The sequence below is a fragment of the uncultured Intestinibacter sp. genome, from assembly GCF_902468165.1.
Classification (GTDB): Bacteria; Bacillota; Clostridia; order Peptostreptococcales; family Peptostreptococcaceae; genus Intestinibacter.
Genome location: NZ_CABQXJ010000059.1, coordinates 1 through 19471, shown reverse-complemented (window position 1 = coordinate 19471; position 19471 = coordinate 1). Strand labels below are relative to the sequence as shown.

16 protein-coding genes are annotated in these 19471 nt (G+C 25.0%); 3 read left to right on the top strand and 13 right to left on the bottom strand.

The features are described from left to right. Positions 1–1463: polyprenyl synthetase family protein (locus tag RDX53_RS10485; protein WP_307994102.1), on the bottom strand; the 1463-nt coding region annotated here is incomplete at its 3' end. Between the two features lie 324 nt (positions 1464–1787). On the opposite strand from RDX53_RS10485, the gene RDX53_RS10480 reads away from it, so the two are divergent. Next, complete coding sequence (locus RDX53_RS10480; protein ID WP_295676523.1) at positions 1788–2186, top strand: DUF3592 domain-containing protein; 399 nt, start codon at positions 1788–1790, stop codon at positions 2184–2186. Positions 2187–2379: 193 nt separating this feature from the next. On the opposite strand, the gene RDX53_RS10475 is transcribed toward RDX53_RS10480, so the two are convergent. The 7 genes from RDX53_RS10475 to RDX53_RS10445 all read right to left on the bottom strand — a co-directional run bounded on the left by RDX53_RS10475 (position 2380) and on the right by RDX53_RS10445 (position 10576). After that, a complete protein-coding gene (locus tag RDX53_RS10475) occupies positions 2380–4515 on the bottom strand; it encodes a sensor histidine kinase (protein ID WP_307994101.1) in 2136 nt (711 codons plus the stop codon). Positions 4516–4525: 10 nt separating this feature from the next. Further along, entirely contained in the window at positions 4526–5224 is a 699-nt protein-coding gene (locus tag RDX53_RS10470; protein ID WP_295761347.1) for a response regulator transcription factor, read from the bottom strand. A gap of 219 nt (positions 5225–5443) precedes the next feature. Next, positions 5444–6061, bottom strand: coding sequence for a hypothetical protein (locus RDX53_RS10465; protein ID WP_295761350.1), 618 nt, complete (start codon positions 6059–6061; stop codon positions 5444–5446). A 190-nt stretch (positions 6062–6251) separates the two neighbouring features. Then, positions 6252–6569, bottom strand: coding sequence for a co-chaperone YbbN (locus RDX53_RS10460; protein ID WP_195929831.1), 318 nt, complete (start codon positions 6567–6569; stop codon positions 6252–6254). A gap of 21 nt (positions 6570–6590) precedes the next feature. Continuing rightward, complete coding sequence (gene trxB / locus RDX53_RS10455; RefSeq protein WP_307994100.1) at positions 6591–7523, bottom strand: thioredoxin-disulfide reductase; 933 nt, start codon at positions 7521–7523, stop codon at positions 6591–6593. 18 nt (positions 7524–7541) lie between these two features. Then, positions 7542–9245 carry a M3 family oligoendopeptidase gene (locus RDX53_RS10450; protein WP_307994099.1) on the bottom strand — a complete coding sequence of 568 codons (1704 nt, stop codon included), beginning with the start codon at positions 9243–9245 and terminating at the stop codon, positions 7542–7544. Between the two features lie 74 nt (positions 9246–9319). Beyond that, entirely contained in the window at positions 9320–10576 is a 1257-nt protein-coding gene (locus tag RDX53_RS10445) for a pentapeptide repeat-containing protein (RefSeq protein ID WP_307994098.1), read from the bottom strand. Between the two features lie 268 nt (positions 10577–10844). On the opposite strand from RDX53_RS10445, the gene RDX53_RS10440 reads away from it, so the two are divergent. Together RDX53_RS10440 and RDX53_RS10435 are read left to right on the top strand one after the other, a co-directional pair. After that, complete coding sequence (locus tag RDX53_RS10440) at positions 10845–11279, top strand: hypothetical protein (protein WP_195929835.1); 435 nt, start codon at positions 10845–10847, stop codon at positions 11277–11279. A gap of 51 nt (positions 11280–11330) precedes the next feature. Then, positions 11331–11645 (top strand): DUF1540 domain-containing protein, encoded by a 315-nt coding sequence (locus RDX53_RS10435; protein ID WP_195929842.1) that lies wholly within the window; start codon positions 11331–11333, stop codon positions 11643–11645. An 87-nt stretch (positions 11646–11732) separates the two neighbouring features. Here the strand turns inward: RDX53_RS10435 and RDX53_RS10430 are convergent, their stop codons facing one another. The 5 genes from RDX53_RS10430 to RDX53_RS10410 all read right to left on the bottom strand — a co-directional run. Next, positions 11733–12443, bottom strand: coding sequence for a hypothetical protein (locus tag RDX53_RS10430; protein WP_307994097.1), 711 nt, complete (start codon positions 12441–12443; stop codon positions 11733–11735). 88 nt (positions 12444–12531) lie between these two features. Continuing rightward, entirely contained in the window at positions 12532–12945 is a 414-nt protein-coding gene (locus RDX53_RS10425; protein WP_295676511.1) for a DUF3785 domain-containing protein, read from the bottom strand. A gap of 15 nt (positions 12946–12960) precedes the next feature. Next, positions 12961–13908, bottom strand: a complete 948-nt coding sequence (locus RDX53_RS10420) for a biosynthetic peptidoglycan transglycosylase (protein WP_307994096.1) — start codon at positions 13906–13908, stop codon at positions 12961–12963. Between the two features lie 166 nt (positions 13909–14074). After that, positions 14075–14548 (bottom strand): hypothetical protein, encoded by a 474-nt coding sequence (locus tag RDX53_RS10415; protein ID WP_195929839.1) that lies wholly within the window; start codon positions 14546–14548, stop codon positions 14075–14077. Positions 14549–14952: 404 nt separating this feature from the next. Further along, the coding region (locus RDX53_RS10410; protein WP_307994095.1) for a hypothetical protein at positions 14953–19471 on the bottom strand (4519 nt) is incomplete at its 5' end.

Below are 19471 nucleotides of genomic sequence, written 5' to 3'. Positions count from 1 at the left end.
CTGCCAACAGGTTTTCCTAAGGTTTTACTATCAGAAATCACATCTAAAATATCATCTTGAATTTGAAATGCAAGCCCTACTTTATATCCAATTTCTTTCAAAACTTTTACATCTTGAGGACTTGCAATCAAACCACCAAGTTGAAAAGCACATGATAACAATTTGCCTGTTTTATAATGATGAATAGTATTGAGTTTATCAATAGATAATTTTTTATTTTCATTTTCAATATCTATTTTATTTAAATTTATATAATTTTTATCAGTATTAATTTCAACACCCAACTCATTTGATTTAATTATTATCTCAGTTAAAAAAGATGTCACTATGTCGTGCTTTTTTTTATTATTTAAAATGCTCGGATCTATAAAGTAATCTAAGTTTATTTGTTTTGTTTCATAGCTCCCTCCTGCATTTAGGCCAAACATTACACTATTATTTATTAAGTTAGAATTTTTCCCATCTTTTCCGAACTTTAATACAGGTCTTTTAATTATATATTTTTTATATCCTGTTCTTTCAACAAGCATATTGTGTCGTTTAAATTTTACATATGTAGATTTTTCTAATATATCTTCTGCTAAACCCATGCTTTCTCTCATATTATGGCTAGCATCCATTTTAATATATTTATTTCCTTCAACTATGCACTTATTGCCTAGGTTTTCAAATATACATATTTTCTTTAGTCGATTTGGCAAATATGGAAAAATACTTCCATCTCTACTTTTTACAAGAACAGCTTTTATTTTTTCGTTTAATCCCTCTACAATATAATTTTGGTTTTTACTCTTATAATATTCGATTATAGAAGTTTTTATATAATCATTTTTTTCACTTATGGTAAATGGTGCCTCTTCGATAAATTCATATACTATATTATTATAAAAGTCTTTTACCTTGTCACCTTTTTTTATATTACCTGATTTTATTTCTTCATCTAGTGTTTTTTGATATTCAAATTCATGACTTAAGAAAAATCCTATAATTATATCTCCTTTATGAATATTTACATCAAAGTTCATCTTTCTTCGTATAATGAGATTATCACTAAAATATATTGGCCTTTTTAAATATACAGATGAATTTGCATTCCCCCTTATTTCAAACTTATTCATCTTTAAATTTTGTATATTTTCTTTAATATCACATAAAATAAGCCTCTCTAATATCCTTTTTTCAGTACAATTTTCTAAATTAATTGTTCTATTTTCTAGCTTTTGGGGTATATTCTCATATTCTCCCCAATTTTGTATTACATCAAAGGATGCTATTATATACTCATTAAACACTATACGCTGATTTGGATTTATTTTTTTTAATTCTCGTACAATACTATAATTTTCACTATGCCTTTCACTTATATCTTTTACTGGCATAGTATATAAAAATATTTTTATATTTTCTGGCTTTAATTCATTCTTAAATTCAGTTATTACATTATATTCTCTATCTAAGCACAAAACAAACCCTACTCCTTTATCTTTATATTTAAATCCAAATATACTAAAACTCTTATTTTAATTCCCTATATATTTATTTTAGGGAAAATTTAACAAAACCATACATTGTGTAATATTTTTTTAATATAAATATCTTACTCACCTGAAAAATTTCTATTTAAAAGCTCATTTCGATTGTTATTTATATTGTTATATCTGACTTTTATACAAAGTTATCAAATTGATTTCTAGAAATCTTTTTGCTACAATATAGATGGGATAAATTTAAAATTAGACGGCTAGGATATTGACCCTAATGTAATATAATGGGGAGGTAAAGTTTATATGCAAAATATCTTTATTGCTATTTTTTTATTAATCATCGCTAGCTTTATTGTAACATTTCTTATGACATATCGAAAAAATCAAAAAAAGATGCATCATGTATGTACTGCATCAATTCTTGGAAGGATAGAGGACTTCGAAATATCACACCATCAAGGTGAAAAATTATATACTGAAGTATGTATTTACGAAATAAATAAAAAAACATACACTAAAAAATCATCTACTTCTTCCAAAAACAAAGTCCATGAAATAGGGGATGAAATCTTAATACGTTATGAACCTCAAAATCCAAACAATTCTTTTATAGCTCACGATATAAAAATGAATAAAACTACTGATATAATCTTATGGACTACATTTTTTATATGCACAATTGGAGGGATTATGATGTTCTAATATATTATCACGATATTAATTTACTGAATTTTACAAAAATATATTTTCTCAAAAATTCACTTCGTTCATATCGCCAACGACTTCGTCCGTTGCTTAAGTTAAGAGGTTGGAAATTAGAATAAAAAAATAAGGGCTTTATTCAATTAACTTAATTTTATTGAATAATCCCTTATTTTTTAATTATTTTTATTTCTTATTTTTCAATTGATATAGATGGGTTATATTCATTCATAACTACTTTTGCCTTAAATAAATCTCCATCTATTTCTATGCTCATCTTCCCACCTTGAAGGCTTACTAAATCTCTAGCTATAGCAAGTCCAAGTCCACTTCCTTCAGTATTTCTAGATTCATCTGCTCTTTTAAATCTCTCCATTATTTCATCTGGATCAAAATTAAGTTCATAGGAAGATATATTTTTCATAGTTGTAATTATTTTGCCATCTTCTTTTGTGACATCTATATATACACGTGTATTTTTAAGTGAATACTTACTTATATTGCAAAGTAAATTTTCAAATACTCTATATAATCTTCTTCCATCTGCTAAAACATAAGTATCTTCTTCTGTTAAGTTAACTCTCAGACTTAAGTTTGCTTCTTCTAATTTATCTTCTAACTCACCTATACTTTGTTGCAATAATTGTTTTAAATCTAGTCTTACTAATTCAAGTTCTATATTTCCTGTACTAGCCTTACTAGCCTCAAATAAATCTTCTATTAATATTTTTAATCTTTTTGATTTTTTATCAAGTACTTGTACATAGTCTTTTAAATATTCTGGTTGTATATTTTCTTCTTTTTTAATTAATTCAACATAATTTATTATAGAAGTTAGAGGAGTTTTTAAATCATGAGATACATTTGTTATAAGCTCACTTTTCATTCTCTCACTTTTGATTCTCTGTTCAATCGAATTTTCAAGCCCTTGACTTATATTGTTTATATCATTTGCAAGCGAAGAAAAATAAATATCATTTTTTTCTTCGATTTTATAATTTATTTCGCCTTCTTTTATCCTGTGAACGCCTTTCATTATCTCATTTAGATATCCTAGCTTGTTGACAAAATATATTAAAAACCATAATTGAATTCCAAATAATATTATTAACACAAAAAACTCTATCCATGCCCCTGACATAGTTAAAACTATAAATTCTGCTACTACACATAAAATTGCAACAGTAACTATTTTCTTTGTCAAATCAAAATCTTTATTTTGTTTAATTGCATTTCTCATTTCTTTTATACCAGATTTCATTTTTTTTAATAACCAAATTATAACTCTGACACACCAACTCGTTTTAAAGAAATCTCTTTTCCTTTCAAAGTTAGATAATTGCTTTATAATAAGGATAAAGTAAAATAAAAGTATAAATATAGGTATTATACAAAATTGATTTACAAATGCATTTGGTTCTTCTGCTATTGTAACAATTAGCGCTATATCAATAGATAAAAGTGTAACTATAACTTCTAATGGTATTTTATTATAATAATTCCAAAATTCTCGTTTTGTTTTAGGTAATTTAAAATTCATAATCATATATACTACAAAGAATATAAGAGACAATAGCCCCATTGGTATGCCCAACTCTAAGCATTTTTCATATTTATTTACAATCTGCTGATAATAAGAGTATCCATATTCAAATGGATTGCTATCTATTAATTTTTTTGAAATAGAAATATAAGCATCAATATCATCATTTACATCTATTGCTTGATTTTCAGCATAATAAAAATATCCACTTATTGGTTTATATTCTGTATTTCCTATTTTTCTATTTACTAAATTATTATTTTCAAACTTTGCTTGATAATATCCACTTGCGTTTTTCTTAAAGCTATTTAATGTTTTATAATTAGTATTGGTTACTATTTCGCCTGTAGTGTTATTTTTTATAAAATATTCAATACCTCTCATTTCTTTTAATATTTTTTTAGATTCAGACTTTAGATTTTCTGCAAGCTCTTTTTCAGTCATATTTATATTGTGTTGACTGTCATAGTAATATATGCCTTCATTGTAGTCATAATAATATGAACCCATTGCTCCAGCATTTGAACTATATTTATCTTCATTTTCTGAATCTATAACAGAATATTTTAAATTTGTTAAAATCCTATTCATAACCTTCTGATTAAAATATTTACTTTTAAAATAGTTTTTTTCTATATGCATTCCATTCTCTTGAACATCTGAAGTCATTAAATTATAGCTAAAGTCAGCATTGTAACTATATGCCAAAAATGAAATATTAATTCCTAAAAAAATTGATAAACATATTAAAAATCCTAATAAAAAAATATTTTTTAATTTTTTCATTAATTCACCTCTATATTTTTTCTATTTTATATCCAATCCCCCACACAACTTTTAAATATCTAGGCTCCTTAGGATTTATCTCGATTTTTTCTCTAATTCTTCTAATATGAACAGCCACTGTATTTTCTACATTAAAACTCTCTTCTTTCCATACTTTTTCATAAATTTCATCAATCGAGAAAACTCGTCCCTTATTTCTAAGAAGTAACTCTAATATTCTATATTCTATAGGAGTTACTTTTACATTAAGGCTATCTACTTTAACTTCCTTAGTAGAAGTATTTAATTCTAAGCCACCACTTTTCAAAATATCTTGTTGTAGTGATTCATTGCTAAAGTTTCCTAAGTTCATATATCTTCTTAAATTTGATTTTACTCTTGCGATAAGCTCTAATAAGTTAAATGGTTTTGTTATATAGTCGTCTGCTCCTATATTTAAACCTAAAATTTTATCCGTATCCTCTCCTTTTGCTGATACTAAAATTATAGGTATATTTTTGTCTTGTCTTATTTTTATAGTTGCCTTAATTCCATCTAATTTAGGCATCATTATATCCATTAAAATGAGATGTATATCTTCTCTCATCAATATATCTAATGCTTCTAATCCGTCATAAGCTTTAAATACTTTATACCCCTCATTATTTAAGTAAATTTCTATCGATTCTACTATTTCTTTATCGTCATCGACTACCAATATATTATACATAATCTAATATCCTTTCATTTTTCATGTGCTATTATATTTTATAATAACACATTCAAAACAATTATACACGCCTATCCCCCCTTATTAAGTTATCAAATTTATACTTTGATAATAATAATTAATTTTTACATACTACTTTATATAAATCTTAACTTTTTCTTACAATAAAAAAACTGAACTAGAAAGTTCAGTTTTTTTATTTATATAAATTTTTAATTATTATTTTAATAATTCAAAGTATCCTGATGGATGGAAGAAATATATATGACCACTGTTTTTATCTACTAAGTATGCCATATCACCATCACATTGTGGTAAGAAAACATATCCTTGTATACCTTTTTCTTTTATGCATGTATATGTATTTTCATCGCCCATATAATCATATCCTGCAACCCCTGGTTCATAAGCTTTTACAAGTTGTAATGCTTGTGATTGAGTTAATGTAGTTTTTTGTTCTACAACTGTTTGACTTTCTTCAGCTTTAGGTTCTTCTTTATTTACTACATTAGTTGTAGGTTGAGTTGTAGCTTGTGGTTGTTTTTGTTCTGTTGCAGTTGTATTTACTGCTACATTTTCTTTTTTAGCTACAGCATCTTGAGTTTGATTATCAGTTTTTACTTCTGTTGTATCTTGTTTTTCAGTTGCTTCAGTAGCTTGTTCTTTAACTTTGTCAGTTTCATTTTTATCAGTTTTAACATTTGTATTAGTTGCTACAACCTCTGATGTTTTTTGTTCTTCTTTATTCGAATTATTTGCGTAAGCTTCTCTTACTGGACCTACTACCATTAAACCTACACATAATACTGAGATAACACTTATAATAGCTTTTTTCATAACACTTGCCTCCTATTCAGACCCTTTTGTTTTATTGAATGAATTTTATTATTTCTTTTATTTAATTTATACTATTATAATATCATCAAAATTTTTAATTTGTGGTTACACAAATGTTACTTTAGATTACAAATTCGTAACAAATATACGTAGAAATTTGTAACAATTTTTTACTATTTTGTAACAAGGATTAAACGAATTTTTTTATCATATTTTCAATCTTTTCTATAGTTACATCTCCATTAGAAGTTTCATCTAATATTTTACCATCTTCATAAATTCTTATTACTGGCAAACTCAATACTTTTTGTTTTATAGCTATTCTTGGAGCCCTTTTAGTGTCTATATCACAGAATTTCATACTTTTATTGTATTTTTTAGATAATGCCTCTACACCTGGAAGTAATTCTTTACATGGTTGACATGTTTCGCTCCAAAATTCTACAACAACTTTTCCTTTATATTTTAAAACTTCTTCTTCAAATGTTTCTTTATTTACACTAATCATTAATATCGCCCCCAAGTTAATCTAATTTATATATTTTTCAACATTTATAGCTGCTATCGCTCCATCATTACAAGCTGTTATTACTTGTCTTAAGTCCTTTGATCTGCAATCACCTATTGCATATACACCGGCTATATTTGTCTTCATATTTTCATCAGTTTTTATGTAACCTTTCTCATCTAGATTTAACAATCCTTTAAATAAATCTGTTTGAGATTTTAATCCTACAAAAACAAACAATCCTATAATTTCGTCATCTTCATCTGCTATAAATAAACTTTCTTCATTTGTCTTTAAATTTTTTACTTTTATTCCATTTAAAACATCTCGACCCAATAATTCAATAATTTTTACATTGTTTATTATTTCTATATTATATTTTTCTCTACATTTTTCTTCTATATATCCACTACATTTAAGTTCATCATATTTACTTAAAATTGTAACTTTTTTAGCAAATTTAGATAGATATAAACTCTCTTTTACTGCACTTTCGCCCCCTCCAGCAACATATACATGTAAATCTTCAAAAAGGTGCCCATCGCAAATCGCACAGTAAGATAGTCCTCTACCTAAAAATTCATCTTCTCTATCTACATTTAAATTCTTATGTTTGCATCCAGTAGCTATAATAACTGATTTTGTTTTGTAAGTATTATTTTTGCATTTTATAGTTTTTATTTCTTTGTTTAATTCGATATCTAAAACTTTATCTTTGATAAACTCTGCACCAAACTTTTCACATTGTTTTATCATTCTTTTTGCTAATGAAGCCCCTGTTTCATCTTCTATAGAACCTGGATAATTTTCTATAACTCCAGTATTTAGAATTTGGCCTCCAAATAAATTTTTCTCTATTATTAAAGTTTTTAATTTGGATCTTGCTGAGTATATTCCTGCGCTTAATCCCCCAGGACCGGAGCCTATTATTATAACATCATAAATATTATTCATTACATCGCCTCAATACAATTATAAATCACTATCTTTTATATTTTCTAATAATGCACCAACTTTTTGTGAAATATTTTTCATAGTATTTTCTTCAAATGGTGATTCTAAATTTCCTATTTCTACAATCTCTAAAAACGACTTAGTTCCACCTATTTTACAGATATTTATATAATCATCCCAAGCCTTTTTAAAGTCTTCATTTGACTTGTTTAAAAATTGGAATGCACATACTTGAGCAAGTACATAATCAATATAGTAGAATGGATTTTTGAAAATATGCCCTTGTTTAAACCAATAACAACCTTTTTCTAAAATATCTATATCTCTATAATCTCTATGTGGTAAGTATTTTTTTTCTAAATCTCTAAATACTTGCTTTCTCTCATCTGGTGACATATCTGGATTTTCATAAATTCTGTGTTGGAATTCATCAACAATCACTCCATAAGGTATAAACTTAATTGCCGAACTCATATGATAGAATTTATATTTTAATGTATCTTCTTTAAAGAATAATTCCATCCAAGGATAAGTTATAAACTCCATACTCATTGAATGTATCTCACAGCTATCTAAAGTTGGGAAGTTTATTTCATACATTTCTATATCTCTAGACATGTATAATTGGAATGCATGACCTGCTTCATGAGTTAATACGTCTATATCTTCTGATGTATTGTTAAAGTTAGAGAATATAAATGGACTGTTATAATTAGGTATATGAGTACAATATCCACCTGCTGCTTTTGATTTTCTAGTCACTAAGTCCATAAGCTCATTTTCCGTCATGTAATTGAAAAATTCATCTGTTTCAAGCGATAATTCACTATACATTCTTTTACCATTTTCAATTATGTATTTTTCGTATTCTTCTCCACCTTTAATAGTTGCATTTCCGCTTTTAAATTCTATAGATTCGTCTGCAAACCAAAAATCATCTATACCTATTCTTTTAGCTTGTCTTTCATAAAGCTTATTACATAGTAAAACTATATAATCTTGTACTTCTTTTCTCAGCTTTTTGATCATATCTTCGTTATAGTCACTTCTATTCATTCTTATATAGCCTAACTCTGTAAACGAATTGTATCCAAGTTTTTTAGCCATTTTATCTCTTACAGCAACTAATTTATCAAATAGTGCGTCAAATTTCGCTTCATTTTCTTCAAAATAGCTGTAATACAACTTTGTAGATTCTATTCTTGTTTCTCTATCTTTATCCATCATATACTTCATAAGTGATGATAAATTATGAGTTTCACCTCTATACTCTATTTTTGCACTTGCTAAAAGCTTTGTGTACTGAGAGCATAACATATTTTCTTCTTGTAAATCTTCTATTATATCTTTTGAGAAAGATTTTATAGAATCCTCACAAATATTATAAAATTGTCTGCTAAAATCGTTTATTATTTCTTCTTTAAATTTAGAATTTACTATAGCCTTATAAAAATCACAATTTAAATCTTCATAAAAAGGCATATATTCATCCCAGTATTTTTTCTCTTGTTCATAATATTCATCACTCGTATCTATACTATATCTTATAGATGCAATAGTAGAATTTGATTGAATATCATTTCTTATTTTATTTAATTCTAATATGTACTTTTCTTGTTCCTCATAAGTATTTGAATTATTTATTTTATCTACTAATTTTGTGAAGTCTTCTTTTATATTTTCATAAGAAGAACGTTCGTATTTATATTGTGAAAATTTCATATTGTCCTCCAAAATTATGTTTTATATCTAATTTAAATTTATCACATTTATATAAAATATTAAACAACTATAATCTATCTTGTAATTTTTCTAGCTAGTGTAGCTGTCCATATTCCCACCATAGTAACTCCCAATATCATCTCTATACTCGATAAAATAATACTTGTTCCAGTGGGAATTATATCTCCATAACCTACCGTAGTAAATGTAACTAAACTAAAATAAAGTGATTCTAAAAAATCTACTAAAATTATCTTTTTTTCTAATATCGAAAACCAAGATAATCGATAGTTTATAAGCCTTCCACCTATACTTATCCCTGTAAATAAATAGATTATAGCAAATATCAAAATTATCTCAAGTGATGTAATCAGTGCGTAAGTCGGTCTTTCTCCATATCCACATACTATCCAAAATAACCTAGATTTAAATTTAGAAAATCCATCTAATGTCTTACATTCGCTACACTTATATAAATAGTGGTATTCTCCCGATATATTTAAAATTCTATTGCTCTCAAATTGGGACGCTATATTTTTATATGACTTATATACATTTTTATAATATGATTTATTTTTATCTTTAGATATGAATTTATCGAAGAAAGTATTTTCATTTAATTTTGTTATAAATTCATCGTCAAATTCCAACTTTGATATATCGCTTTTTATGATAGAAAATGATTTTAGATTACAATCCGAAAAATATATACTTTCAATCTTATTGCTATCGAATATACACTTTTTTAAATTTGATAATATAAATTGTATAGTTTTTACTGTATTTTTCTGAAATATAGATTTTCTCAAATCACTATTTTCAAATATTGTATTTTCAAAACTACATTCAAAGAAATATGTTATATTTTTATTTGTAAAATCAAAAAACCCTGTAGTTTTAAATTTTGTATTTAAAAACTCACATTCTAAAAATTCGCATCCAGAAAATGTACAATTTTCAAATTTTACATTTTTAAATATACAATTTTTAAATATGACAAATTCAAACTTAATATTAGAAAATGTTTTAAATATAGTTTGCGAAGTCATTTCAAACAATCCTATTCCAATATTATAAAATGTTTCAAACTTTAGATTTTCTATATCTTCAAAATCAACTATTTCCTTTTCAATCTGACCTTTTTGTCCGATAGAATCTTTTGTTATTATTTTTTTCTTTTTTATATCATTATTTGTTGAACTGCCTTGCATATTTTTATTATTTTTAAATACTTCTAATTGATTATAATACCTATCTTTATTTTCAGCTAAGGAAATATCTAAAATTTGTTCGATATTTGTTCTCATTTCATTAAAATTATATTCATACATTACAAACTCCTTTATCCCTTCTAATTAGTTTATATAATAATTTAATTTTTAAATCTTAAAATCCCTTTATTTCAAATCCTAAATTTTAGAGTGAAGTAATATTTTTTAACAGCTAAAAATAAAATTATACAAAACATTAATTTTAAGCATTATTTGAATTTATTATTTTAAATTAGTTATTTTATCACTTATACCTTAAGTGACTACCGTTTAAAAACGTATTTTTTTAACAAGCTTTATGCATTGTTAATGATGGAGGTCTTATTATATGAATAAAAAAATAAAAGAAATTGAAGATAAATTACCAAAAGATTGTTGTAGTTTATGTAGCCATCTAACACTAGATGGTCCTGATGAATTTTTTAAATATGAAATAAAATGCGTCCTTAAAGACTGCACACCTAACCCGCAAGACTACTGCGAGTATTTCGAAGCCGATCACAACGACTTGACTACCTCTGATTTAGACAACTTGTATTTAAATTTTTTAGAATCTTGTTTAAGAGTTAAATATGAAGATTATTTAAACAGTATCTACTGGAGATTATTCAGAGAACAAATATTGTATAAAAATCACTCTCGTTGCTCAATTTGCCACTCTAAAGAAAATGTCGAAGTATATCATTTAAACAAAAAATTTGGGCGTGAAACAGAAGATGATGTTATCTTGCTATGCTCAAATTGCTTAAAAAAGGATGAATAATTTTCCTAAATTCACGCAAACTAAAGAAAAAATTATGGAGGTATTTAACCTATGAAAAATTTAAAATGTAATGCAGAAAAATGTGTTTATAACGACAACTGTGAATGTTTTGCAGGAAAAATATGTGTAGATGGTACACAAGCTGTAACTACAGCTGATACTTATTGTGCTACTTTTAGAGAAAATGAAAATCCTTCTTTCTCTAGTGACGCTGGATGTTGCTGTCATCACGACCATGCAGTTGGAACTTCAGAAATAAAATGTGAAGCTGTAAACTGTGTATACAACCAACAAAAAGTCTGTAGCGCGCCTGCTGTGCAAATTAACGACTTAGATGCTAGCTGTAATACTTTTAAAGCTAGATAAATTTATTAGAAATTAATATATTTTAACTAAAAATAGATACTATCATAATGTGGTATTTATGATAGTATCTATTTAAAATGCTTATTTTTATTTATTATTGTTACAATCTTTAGTTATGTATTCTTTGTTTGCTTGTAGATTTTTTCTTTGCTCAATTATATTTTTAATATAATCGATATCATCTCTTATTATTCTATGTTTAATTTCTTTAGAATTAATTCTACATATCTTAAATCCAATTTGAATAGCATATCCAAGTCCAAAAGCACTTATAATAGTACCCAGTCCTACGCTACCACCTAAAATCCATCCACAAACTAGAACAGTAAGTTCTATGCACATTCTAATAGCTCCAACTGGTTTAGAAAACTTTTTATTAAGCGCTAACATAAGACCATCTCTAGGTCCGCTACCAAGCCCTGCTCCCAAATACAATACTGTTGCAATTGCAGAAATAATTATTCCAATTATCATCATCACAATCCCCATAAATAAATTAGCTGCAACTGGTACAATATTCATAGATCTTATAATATCTAAAAATACACCTATAAAAATCATATTTAAAACAGTGCCCCAGCCGACACCCTCACCTAATGCAGCATCTAAAATTACTATCACCAAACCTACCATTATTGATGCCTGCCCCATAGTGATTCCACTCTTAAAAGATAGTCCTTGATGAAGTACATCCCAAGGCGATACACCTATCTTTGCATTAAGCATTACAACAATTCCAAGACCATATAATATAAACCCTGCAAATAGTCTTATTAATAAATACAATATTCTTTTCATATAATACCCCCTTAATTTTATACAAAAAATAAAGAGAACTATAATACATTAATACTATAATTCTCTTCACATGATTTAATATTAAAATCTAAACTACACAGTTTTCTATTTGAACTAATGTATCTCCGCAATTCTTACAAATTATAAGACTTACTATATAGCTATTGTCTACTTTATTAGCTCTTAAAAGCTTATTGAAAGATTGACCTTCGTATTCTTTTTGAATATCACTTATTACAAATTTTTGATCTTTAGTGTATATATAGAAATGATACTCTAGGAATGCAAAGAATTTTTGTTTTTCTTTAACACCATCTAAACATTCAACACATGCTTCTTTATAATACTGAGTATCAAAGTCGATTTCGTCTAAATCTCCAATCATATTAAGTATATCATCTAAACTTATACCTGTTACAGGTTTTTCTTCGTCATTTAGTAAACATACATTTTTGTTTTCTTCTAATACGTATTCTTTTTCATCATAAACAAATTTTAACATATCTAGGCTCCTTAATTAATCTATCTCTGATGCAAACAAAGTCGGGTCATCTACTGCATCTTGATACTCATCCTTTGTTATATATCCTTGTTCTAGCATATCATCAAGTACCTGTATTTGTCTAGCCTTTGCTTGGTCGTGCTCCCTAAATCTGTAAGGGTTGTTTGTTATCCCAGCTAGCATTGCACATTGTGCCAAGTTTAGTTCCGATACATCTTTATTGAAGTAAACCTTTGCTCCCTTCGCAACGCCATATGCTGATTTTCCTAAGTATATATTGTTTAGATAAGTACATAAAATTTCGTCTTTTGTCATTACCTTATTCATCTGAATAGCATTATACATATCTAAAACTTTTCGTTTATATGTTTTGTCTTCACTCGTAAGTAAATTTTTCGATACTTGCATATCTATAGTACTTCCACCTTGTGTTGAAGAAGTCACCAAGTTGTTTAGTGCAGATCTTACAAGTGCCTTTATATCCACTCCATGATGCTTATAAAATCGCCTATCTTCCATAGCTACAACAGCATGTTTTAAGTCATCTGGTATTTGGTCATCACTTACGACTTGACTACTTATATAATTTTCTCTTATCAATTCCTTTGTAACCTGTGGTGCTCCCTGAACTGCATATAAAGCAAATCCAGAGAATACTATTCCTCCAATAACAGCTAAAATTAAAAATACTGAAGCTAATTTAGTAGCTATTTTTAATCTTTTCTTTCTGTTTATTTTTTTCTTTCTATAATAGATTTCTCTTTCTAACTCAAATTGTTCGCGTTCTTCGCGCTTTTTTCGAGCCTCTTGTATAGACTCTTTGTTTTTATTAGTCCTATTATTTTTTATATTAGAATTTTGTTTCTTAGCATTATTATTGCTGTTTTTCCCTGTATTTCTATTATTGTTGGTAGTTGAGCTAACTTTGCGTCTTCGTATTCTGTTTTCATTATTCTCAGCCATTTTTACCTCCTTTTAATAAATAGATTATACAATGAAATAAGAACAAATAAAAATACAAATTTGTAAGATAAGGATTTTTAATTGTTTTGTAATATTTTTTTAATCTTTTTTTAAATTTATACTTCTTACTTATGTATAATTTTTATTTATATTAGGATGGCTGATTTTAAGATATATTTATAGTCTGTTTAATATGATATTTATAAATTCCGACATCATTATTTATCAAAAGTACAATAGGCTCTTTCATATTATCAAGAGAAACACATATTTTTATTATCTTACTTTCTCCACTGTTTAATTTGCCTAAAAACCCATAAATATTTTGATTTTTATTTATAAAAGTATCTTGTAATTTATTATCTTGGTAAAATTGATATTTTATTTGAGATAACTCCAGGGGTTCGAGACTAGTATTGATTACATTAAACGTCAATATTGCAAATTTGTCATAATCATCACTTATCTCGACATTCTTTTGCTCTAATTCAATATCTTTTAATGAGATGTTTATCTGCTCAGTTGAATTTTTTAAATAATTTGTATCATTATAATCTTTTTCATCTAGTGCATAAATACTATTGTTTAAAGAAACTAATAATATTATCAATAAAAATAATCCTAGTCTTTTTATATTCATAAAATGCTCCTTTTTTAAATTAATATTTTAATTTAAATTTTATTTTGATTTGTTTATATTCTAAAAACCTTGCAAATACGACATATTAAAATGTTTTTATATTAAAATTTTATACAAAGTATATGATTTTATGCACTATTTTATTTTACCATTTTTTACCTAGAATATTTTTTTGTTTTTTTGTTGCACTTTTTGTCGATATTTGTTATTATAAATATACAGTTATTCCCCGATAACTGAAATTACTCCCCAAAATAAAAAAGTCTAAATAGACTTTGCGTATTAAGATAATTCTTATACGTTATAAAATATATTCCCTAATACCCCTTTTTATAATATATTTTAATTAAGAGAGCCCTAGAGATCGGACATTTGCTAGGGCTCTCATTTTTTATTCAATTTTTTTATATAAATGACAAAACTCCACTATCATGTTTTATTTCACTTTTTATAAACATTAACTTACAATAAAACTTATCTAATGTATCAATATCACCATTTTCTAAATTGCTTTTTATCAAAGATATGTAAATATCCTTCTTTTCTAATTTAGATTGGCTTATTATCTTGATAATAATCTCAGTTATTGTTTGGATATTTTGGTGCATATTATTTTTTAAATTTCGCTTATTAATCACATTCAAGACTTCACCTTGATGTATATTGCCTACAAACAACTTATTATTTATAAATACTGCATTTTGTAAATTTAAATTAGGTATTATAAAATCTTCTTTTAATAAATCTGATTCAAATTTTACAAATTCAATAAATAAGTCTAGTATAAAATAAATATTATTAAATCTCTCATCTTCTAAATCAAATGTATCCATAATTTTAATTACAATTACATCATTTTCAAATCCATTATCGCTATCTTTAAAATATATATCATCTAAATCTTGATTATTTAGATATTTTTTTATGACTTTATATAAATTTTTATTTTCGACTTTTAATATAAGAAGTTTTTCGTCCATATTGTTTAGTTCAAATCCTATATATCTTTGTATAATGTCGTTGTTCAAGCTAGATGCTTTTGATACAACTAAGTCATTTATCAACGATTTAAAATCCATCTCAGTTAATTTTCTATAATATGTATCGCTTATTTTTTCACTTTTTAAATTTCCAACTATAATTTTATAATTATCAACTATACTCTGTCTCAAACTATCTTGTTTGCAGTTGTATTTATTTGATGAAGCTTTTTCTAATTCTATTTTTATTCCTTTATCAAATAATTCTCTGGCCTTTTTAATTATTATCTTTTCTTCATTTATAGTAAATTTATATCCTATTGCAGCATCAGTTATAAATTTGCATAATTCTCTTAGCTCGTTTAAATTATCATTTACTTTACTTATTAAAAATATATTTATCTCTTCTTTTTTAGAATAAAAACTACTTATATATAAATATATTCCTTTTATTTTGTTGTATATTTCGTCATTTTTATAATCATAGATTTGATTTATATAAATCAAGATATGGATAGATGCTAGTACAGAGTATTTATATTTATTTATGTTGATATCTAAATCTTTATAAAAATCTTTTTCTAGTATTGTATCAACTATGCAAGTTAATATATCTTGTTTTAAAGTGGTTTTTTCTAAAGTAGAAATATACTGAAGTATATTTGTTATATTTTTATATACCTTTTCGCTTATATATTGAAGTGATTTGAAGTAATATACAAAAGCTTTATTTATTGGGTCTTCTTTTAATCTAGTTTTATTCAAATTAAAATACTCTATAAAATAATCTTCTTTATCTATCAAGCTGTATTTTGTAACAACATAATATATGTATTCTGGCGAAAATTCAAATTGCTTATGTTTTTTGTCTATATGTTTAAATAAATCTAATTCATAGGATTTTTCAGATTCACCTAATTTCTTTAATATATTTTCTATAAATTTATTATCATCAGTATATATCTCACATTCATCTATAAAATATTCAAAGCTTCTCAAATATTCTAAAAGAGAACACTCATCCAGATTTCTCTCTTCATATAAATAAGTCATATAGAGCTTTTTATATTGATCTTTATCTTTTAAAATCCTTTCGTTTTGAAGTGCAAACTCAACTATTTCCTTATTGTATATAGATTTTTCAATCATTACTTCAAATGCCTTTTTCTTAAATAAATCATCTCCAAACTTAAACTCATCTATGAATATATCTTTATTTTTTATTATATATTCCCTTATAATATCTATATTATTTATCTTGTAAACTTCGTTATACCCTAGCTTTATCAATATATTTTCATTTTTTACATCTTCAAATTTATAGATTATATTATTGTTTTTATTTTTAATTAAGATACAATTATCTTTTATCAAGTCTTTGTAGTCAGTATAACTCAACATTTCGTATTTTAATAATTCTAAGAAGTATTTTTTAAATAGTTTTATTTTTTCATAATTAAGAGTTTCATAGTAATTATATTTATAGATAGTTTTAACTATAATCATGCAGCAGTCTGTTATTATTTTTTCTTCTGTATAATAAGAAACTATATCTTCTATATATGGTTTAATTTTTTCTATAGCGTTATTTTTAATATATCTATAAATAAATGCTTCTAAGCATTTATTATATCCTTTTGTGTATTTATAAACTTCTTCCATAATTATAGCTATATCTAAATCATAAATATATTTATTATAATTGTTGAGATTAGTCATAAAATCTATACTTCTTTTAATTATATTATTATGAACTAAGTCATTATGTTTTATAATTTTGCATAGATTTTTAAATTTAGATATAAATTCTTCATCATATTTATTTATCTTTATAAAATAATTTAAATCCATCTCTAAATTATCTTTTGTGTTATCGTTACTATCATAATACATACTTATTATATTTAATATTTGTTTTGTATCGTCTGTAAGGATGTAATCCCTTTTATAACACTCTCTCATATATTGATAGATAATATTGTCTACTATTTTGTATTTATATATAAATTTTTCACATATATTAATAAATACTAAATTATTATAATAGTTATTTTCATAAGCTATTTTTACTAGCTCTATAAACATATCTTGATTTGGAAAAATCCCTAAAACATCTAACTCCACTATATTATCTACTATATTTTTAAATATTTTTTCTTTTCTAAAATCTACTTCTCTAATATTTTGATTCTTTGTAGGTTTAGTAATTTTAATTGATTTTATCATTTCATAGACACTATCTTGTTTTTTTATTGTATCGTTAAGTTCTATACTTATAGCTTTAATTATTTCTTTATTTTGATCTGAATATAAATCTAATTTTATACTATTTCTTATTTTGTCTAAAATTTTCTCATAATCACTTTTATTTTTGAAAATATATTTATTTTGGATTAATATATCAACCATCGTTTTATTGAGCTTTAGATTGTTTTTATATATATTTCTGATAAAATCATCTGTATTTTCATATAGTTTATATAGTGAAAATCTATAACTTAAATTATCATTATATAGCTCATCTCTTACTTCAAAAGGATTTTTACAAAAATAATTAGCTAAACTATTTTTAAATTCTTTATAATACTCTGGTAATGTTTCTTTGCTCAATCTTTTAAATTTAAAGTCTGTATTTACTGTGGCTTTTGTCATTGTAAAAGACTTTCTGTATAAAACATCGTCATTTAAAACCAATATTTCCTTTGGCTCTTCAGGAAGATAATAAAATGCATTTTTATCATAATACTCAAGATCACATCCTGCATAATTTTCAAACTTAAATATTATTCTATATTTTCCTGAAGTTATATCGCAAATTTCTATATGGTGTATATTTTGAATAATTGTATTTAAATACTCATCATCTAATTCTTTTATAAAGATCAATTCTTTTTCAGTAAAAGATGTCTTTTCTCTCAATGATTGTCTTAATTTATTTTTTAAATTATCTATTTGTTCTAATTTTTTTTGCTCAATATTTTGATTTTTTAATTCTACACTTTTAATGTATTCTAGATATTTTATATAATTATTGTTGTATATTGATAATAAAGCTAAGTTTTCATTATATATTGATAGATGAGATATCAAATCTATTTTCATCTTGTCGCCAATTGTATTAAATCGTCTATATTCACAATATTTTTGTATAATATAATCAAACATCTCTTTATAGTCGTTATATAAGTCTTTATTTATAAATTGTAATAAATACTCGTAAATTTCTACATTATCTTGGTTTATCTCATGCTTTAGAAATAATATATTTTCTTTTTTATAGAATTTTTCACAAAATTGTTTTATAAATATATTGTTAAATGTTATATTATTTATTCCATCTAAATACTGTATATCACTTAGTATCATCTCAAATTCATCTTTTATAGACTCATTATCTAATACTGAATAGTATGCTAACCTTGTCTTTAGGGTCTTTCTACCATCTTTTATATTCTCGTATTTATTTTCATAACTATCTATTAAGTATTTATTTTCTTTTTTTAAAATATCTAAATTATACTTTTTATATAAAACATATAGGATTCTATAATCAATATAATTTAAAGACTTATATAAATTTTCGAGTTTTTCTATCTTATTGTTATCTAGAGGCTTGTCTTTTTTTAAAAAACTTTCTATTAAAAAATAAATAACTTTTTCATCATTAAAGCTGCCTTCTTTATAAATAGATTTATCTTTTTTTAAAATATCATCTAATTTTTCTGTATTATTTTCTATAAATAAAGATAATACATAATTTCTATATATGTATTTGTCCTCTTGGAGATTATTTGCTTTGTAAAGTAATTCTGATATTTTGACTTGTGACTTTGTAGTTTTATTATTTGCTAAATCTAAGATGTATTTATCTAATAAATCAAGTGCTTCATAGTAGTAGTATGTATAGTAATTTAAGCCGACTTGTCTTTTATACTTTTCTAAC

What these genes read in the sequence shown, in the direction of transcription:
- RDX53_RS10480 (WP_295676523.1), top strand. Translation starts at nt 1,788, where the DNA reads ATGCAAAATATCTTTATTGCTATTTTTTTATTAATCATCGCTAGCTTT.
- RDX53_RS10475 (WP_307994101.1), bottom strand. Translation starts at nt 4,515, where the DNA reads ATGAAAAAATTAAAAAATATTTTTTTATTAGGATTTTTAATATGTTTA.
- RDX53_RS10470 (WP_295761347.1), bottom strand. Translation starts at nt 5,224, where the DNA reads ATGTATAATATATTGGTAGTCGATGACGATAAAGAAATAGTAGAATCG.
- RDX53_RS10465 (WP_295761350.1), bottom strand. Translation starts at nt 6,061, where the DNA reads ATGAAAAAAGCTATTATAAGTGTTATCTCAGTATTATGTGTAGGTTTA.
- RDX53_RS10460 (WP_195929831.1), bottom strand. Translation starts at nt 6,569, where the DNA reads ATGATTAGTGTAAATAAAGAAACATTTGAAGAAGAAGTTTTAAAATAT.
- trxB (WP_307994100.1), bottom strand. Translation starts at nt 7,523, where the DNA reads ATGAATAATATTTATGATGTTATAATAATAGGCTCCGGTCCTGGGGGA.
- RDX53_RS10450 (WP_307994099.1), bottom strand. Translation starts at nt 9,245, where the DNA reads ATGAAATTTTCACAATATAAATACGAACGTTCTTCTTATGAAAATATA.
- RDX53_RS10445 (WP_307994098.1), bottom strand. Translation starts at nt 10,576, where the DNA reads ATGTATGAATATAATTTTAATGAAATGAGAACAAATATCGAACAAATT.
- RDX53_RS10440 (WP_195929835.1), top strand. Translation starts at nt 10,845, where the DNA reads ATGAATAAAAAAATAAAAGAAATTGAAGATAAATTACCAAAAGATTGT.
- RDX53_RS10435 (WP_195929842.1), top strand. Translation starts at nt 11,331, where the DNA reads ATGAAAAATTTAAAATGTAATGCAGAAAAATGTGTTTATAACGACAAC.
- RDX53_RS10430 (WP_307994097.1), bottom strand. Translation starts at nt 12,443, where the DNA reads ATGAAAAGAATATTGTATTTATTAATAAGACTATTTGCAGGGTTTATA.
- RDX53_RS10425 (WP_295676511.1), bottom strand. Translation starts at nt 12,945, where the DNA reads ATGTTAAAATTTGTTTATGATGAAAAAGAATACGTATTAGAAGAAAAC.
- RDX53_RS10420 (WP_307994096.1), bottom strand. Translation starts at nt 13,908, where the DNA reads ATGGCTGAGAATAATGAAAACAGAATACGAAGACGCAAAGTTAGCTCA.
- RDX53_RS10415 (WP_195929839.1), bottom strand. Translation starts at nt 14,548, where the DNA reads ATGAATATAAAAAGACTAGGATTATTTTTATTGATAATATTATTAGTT.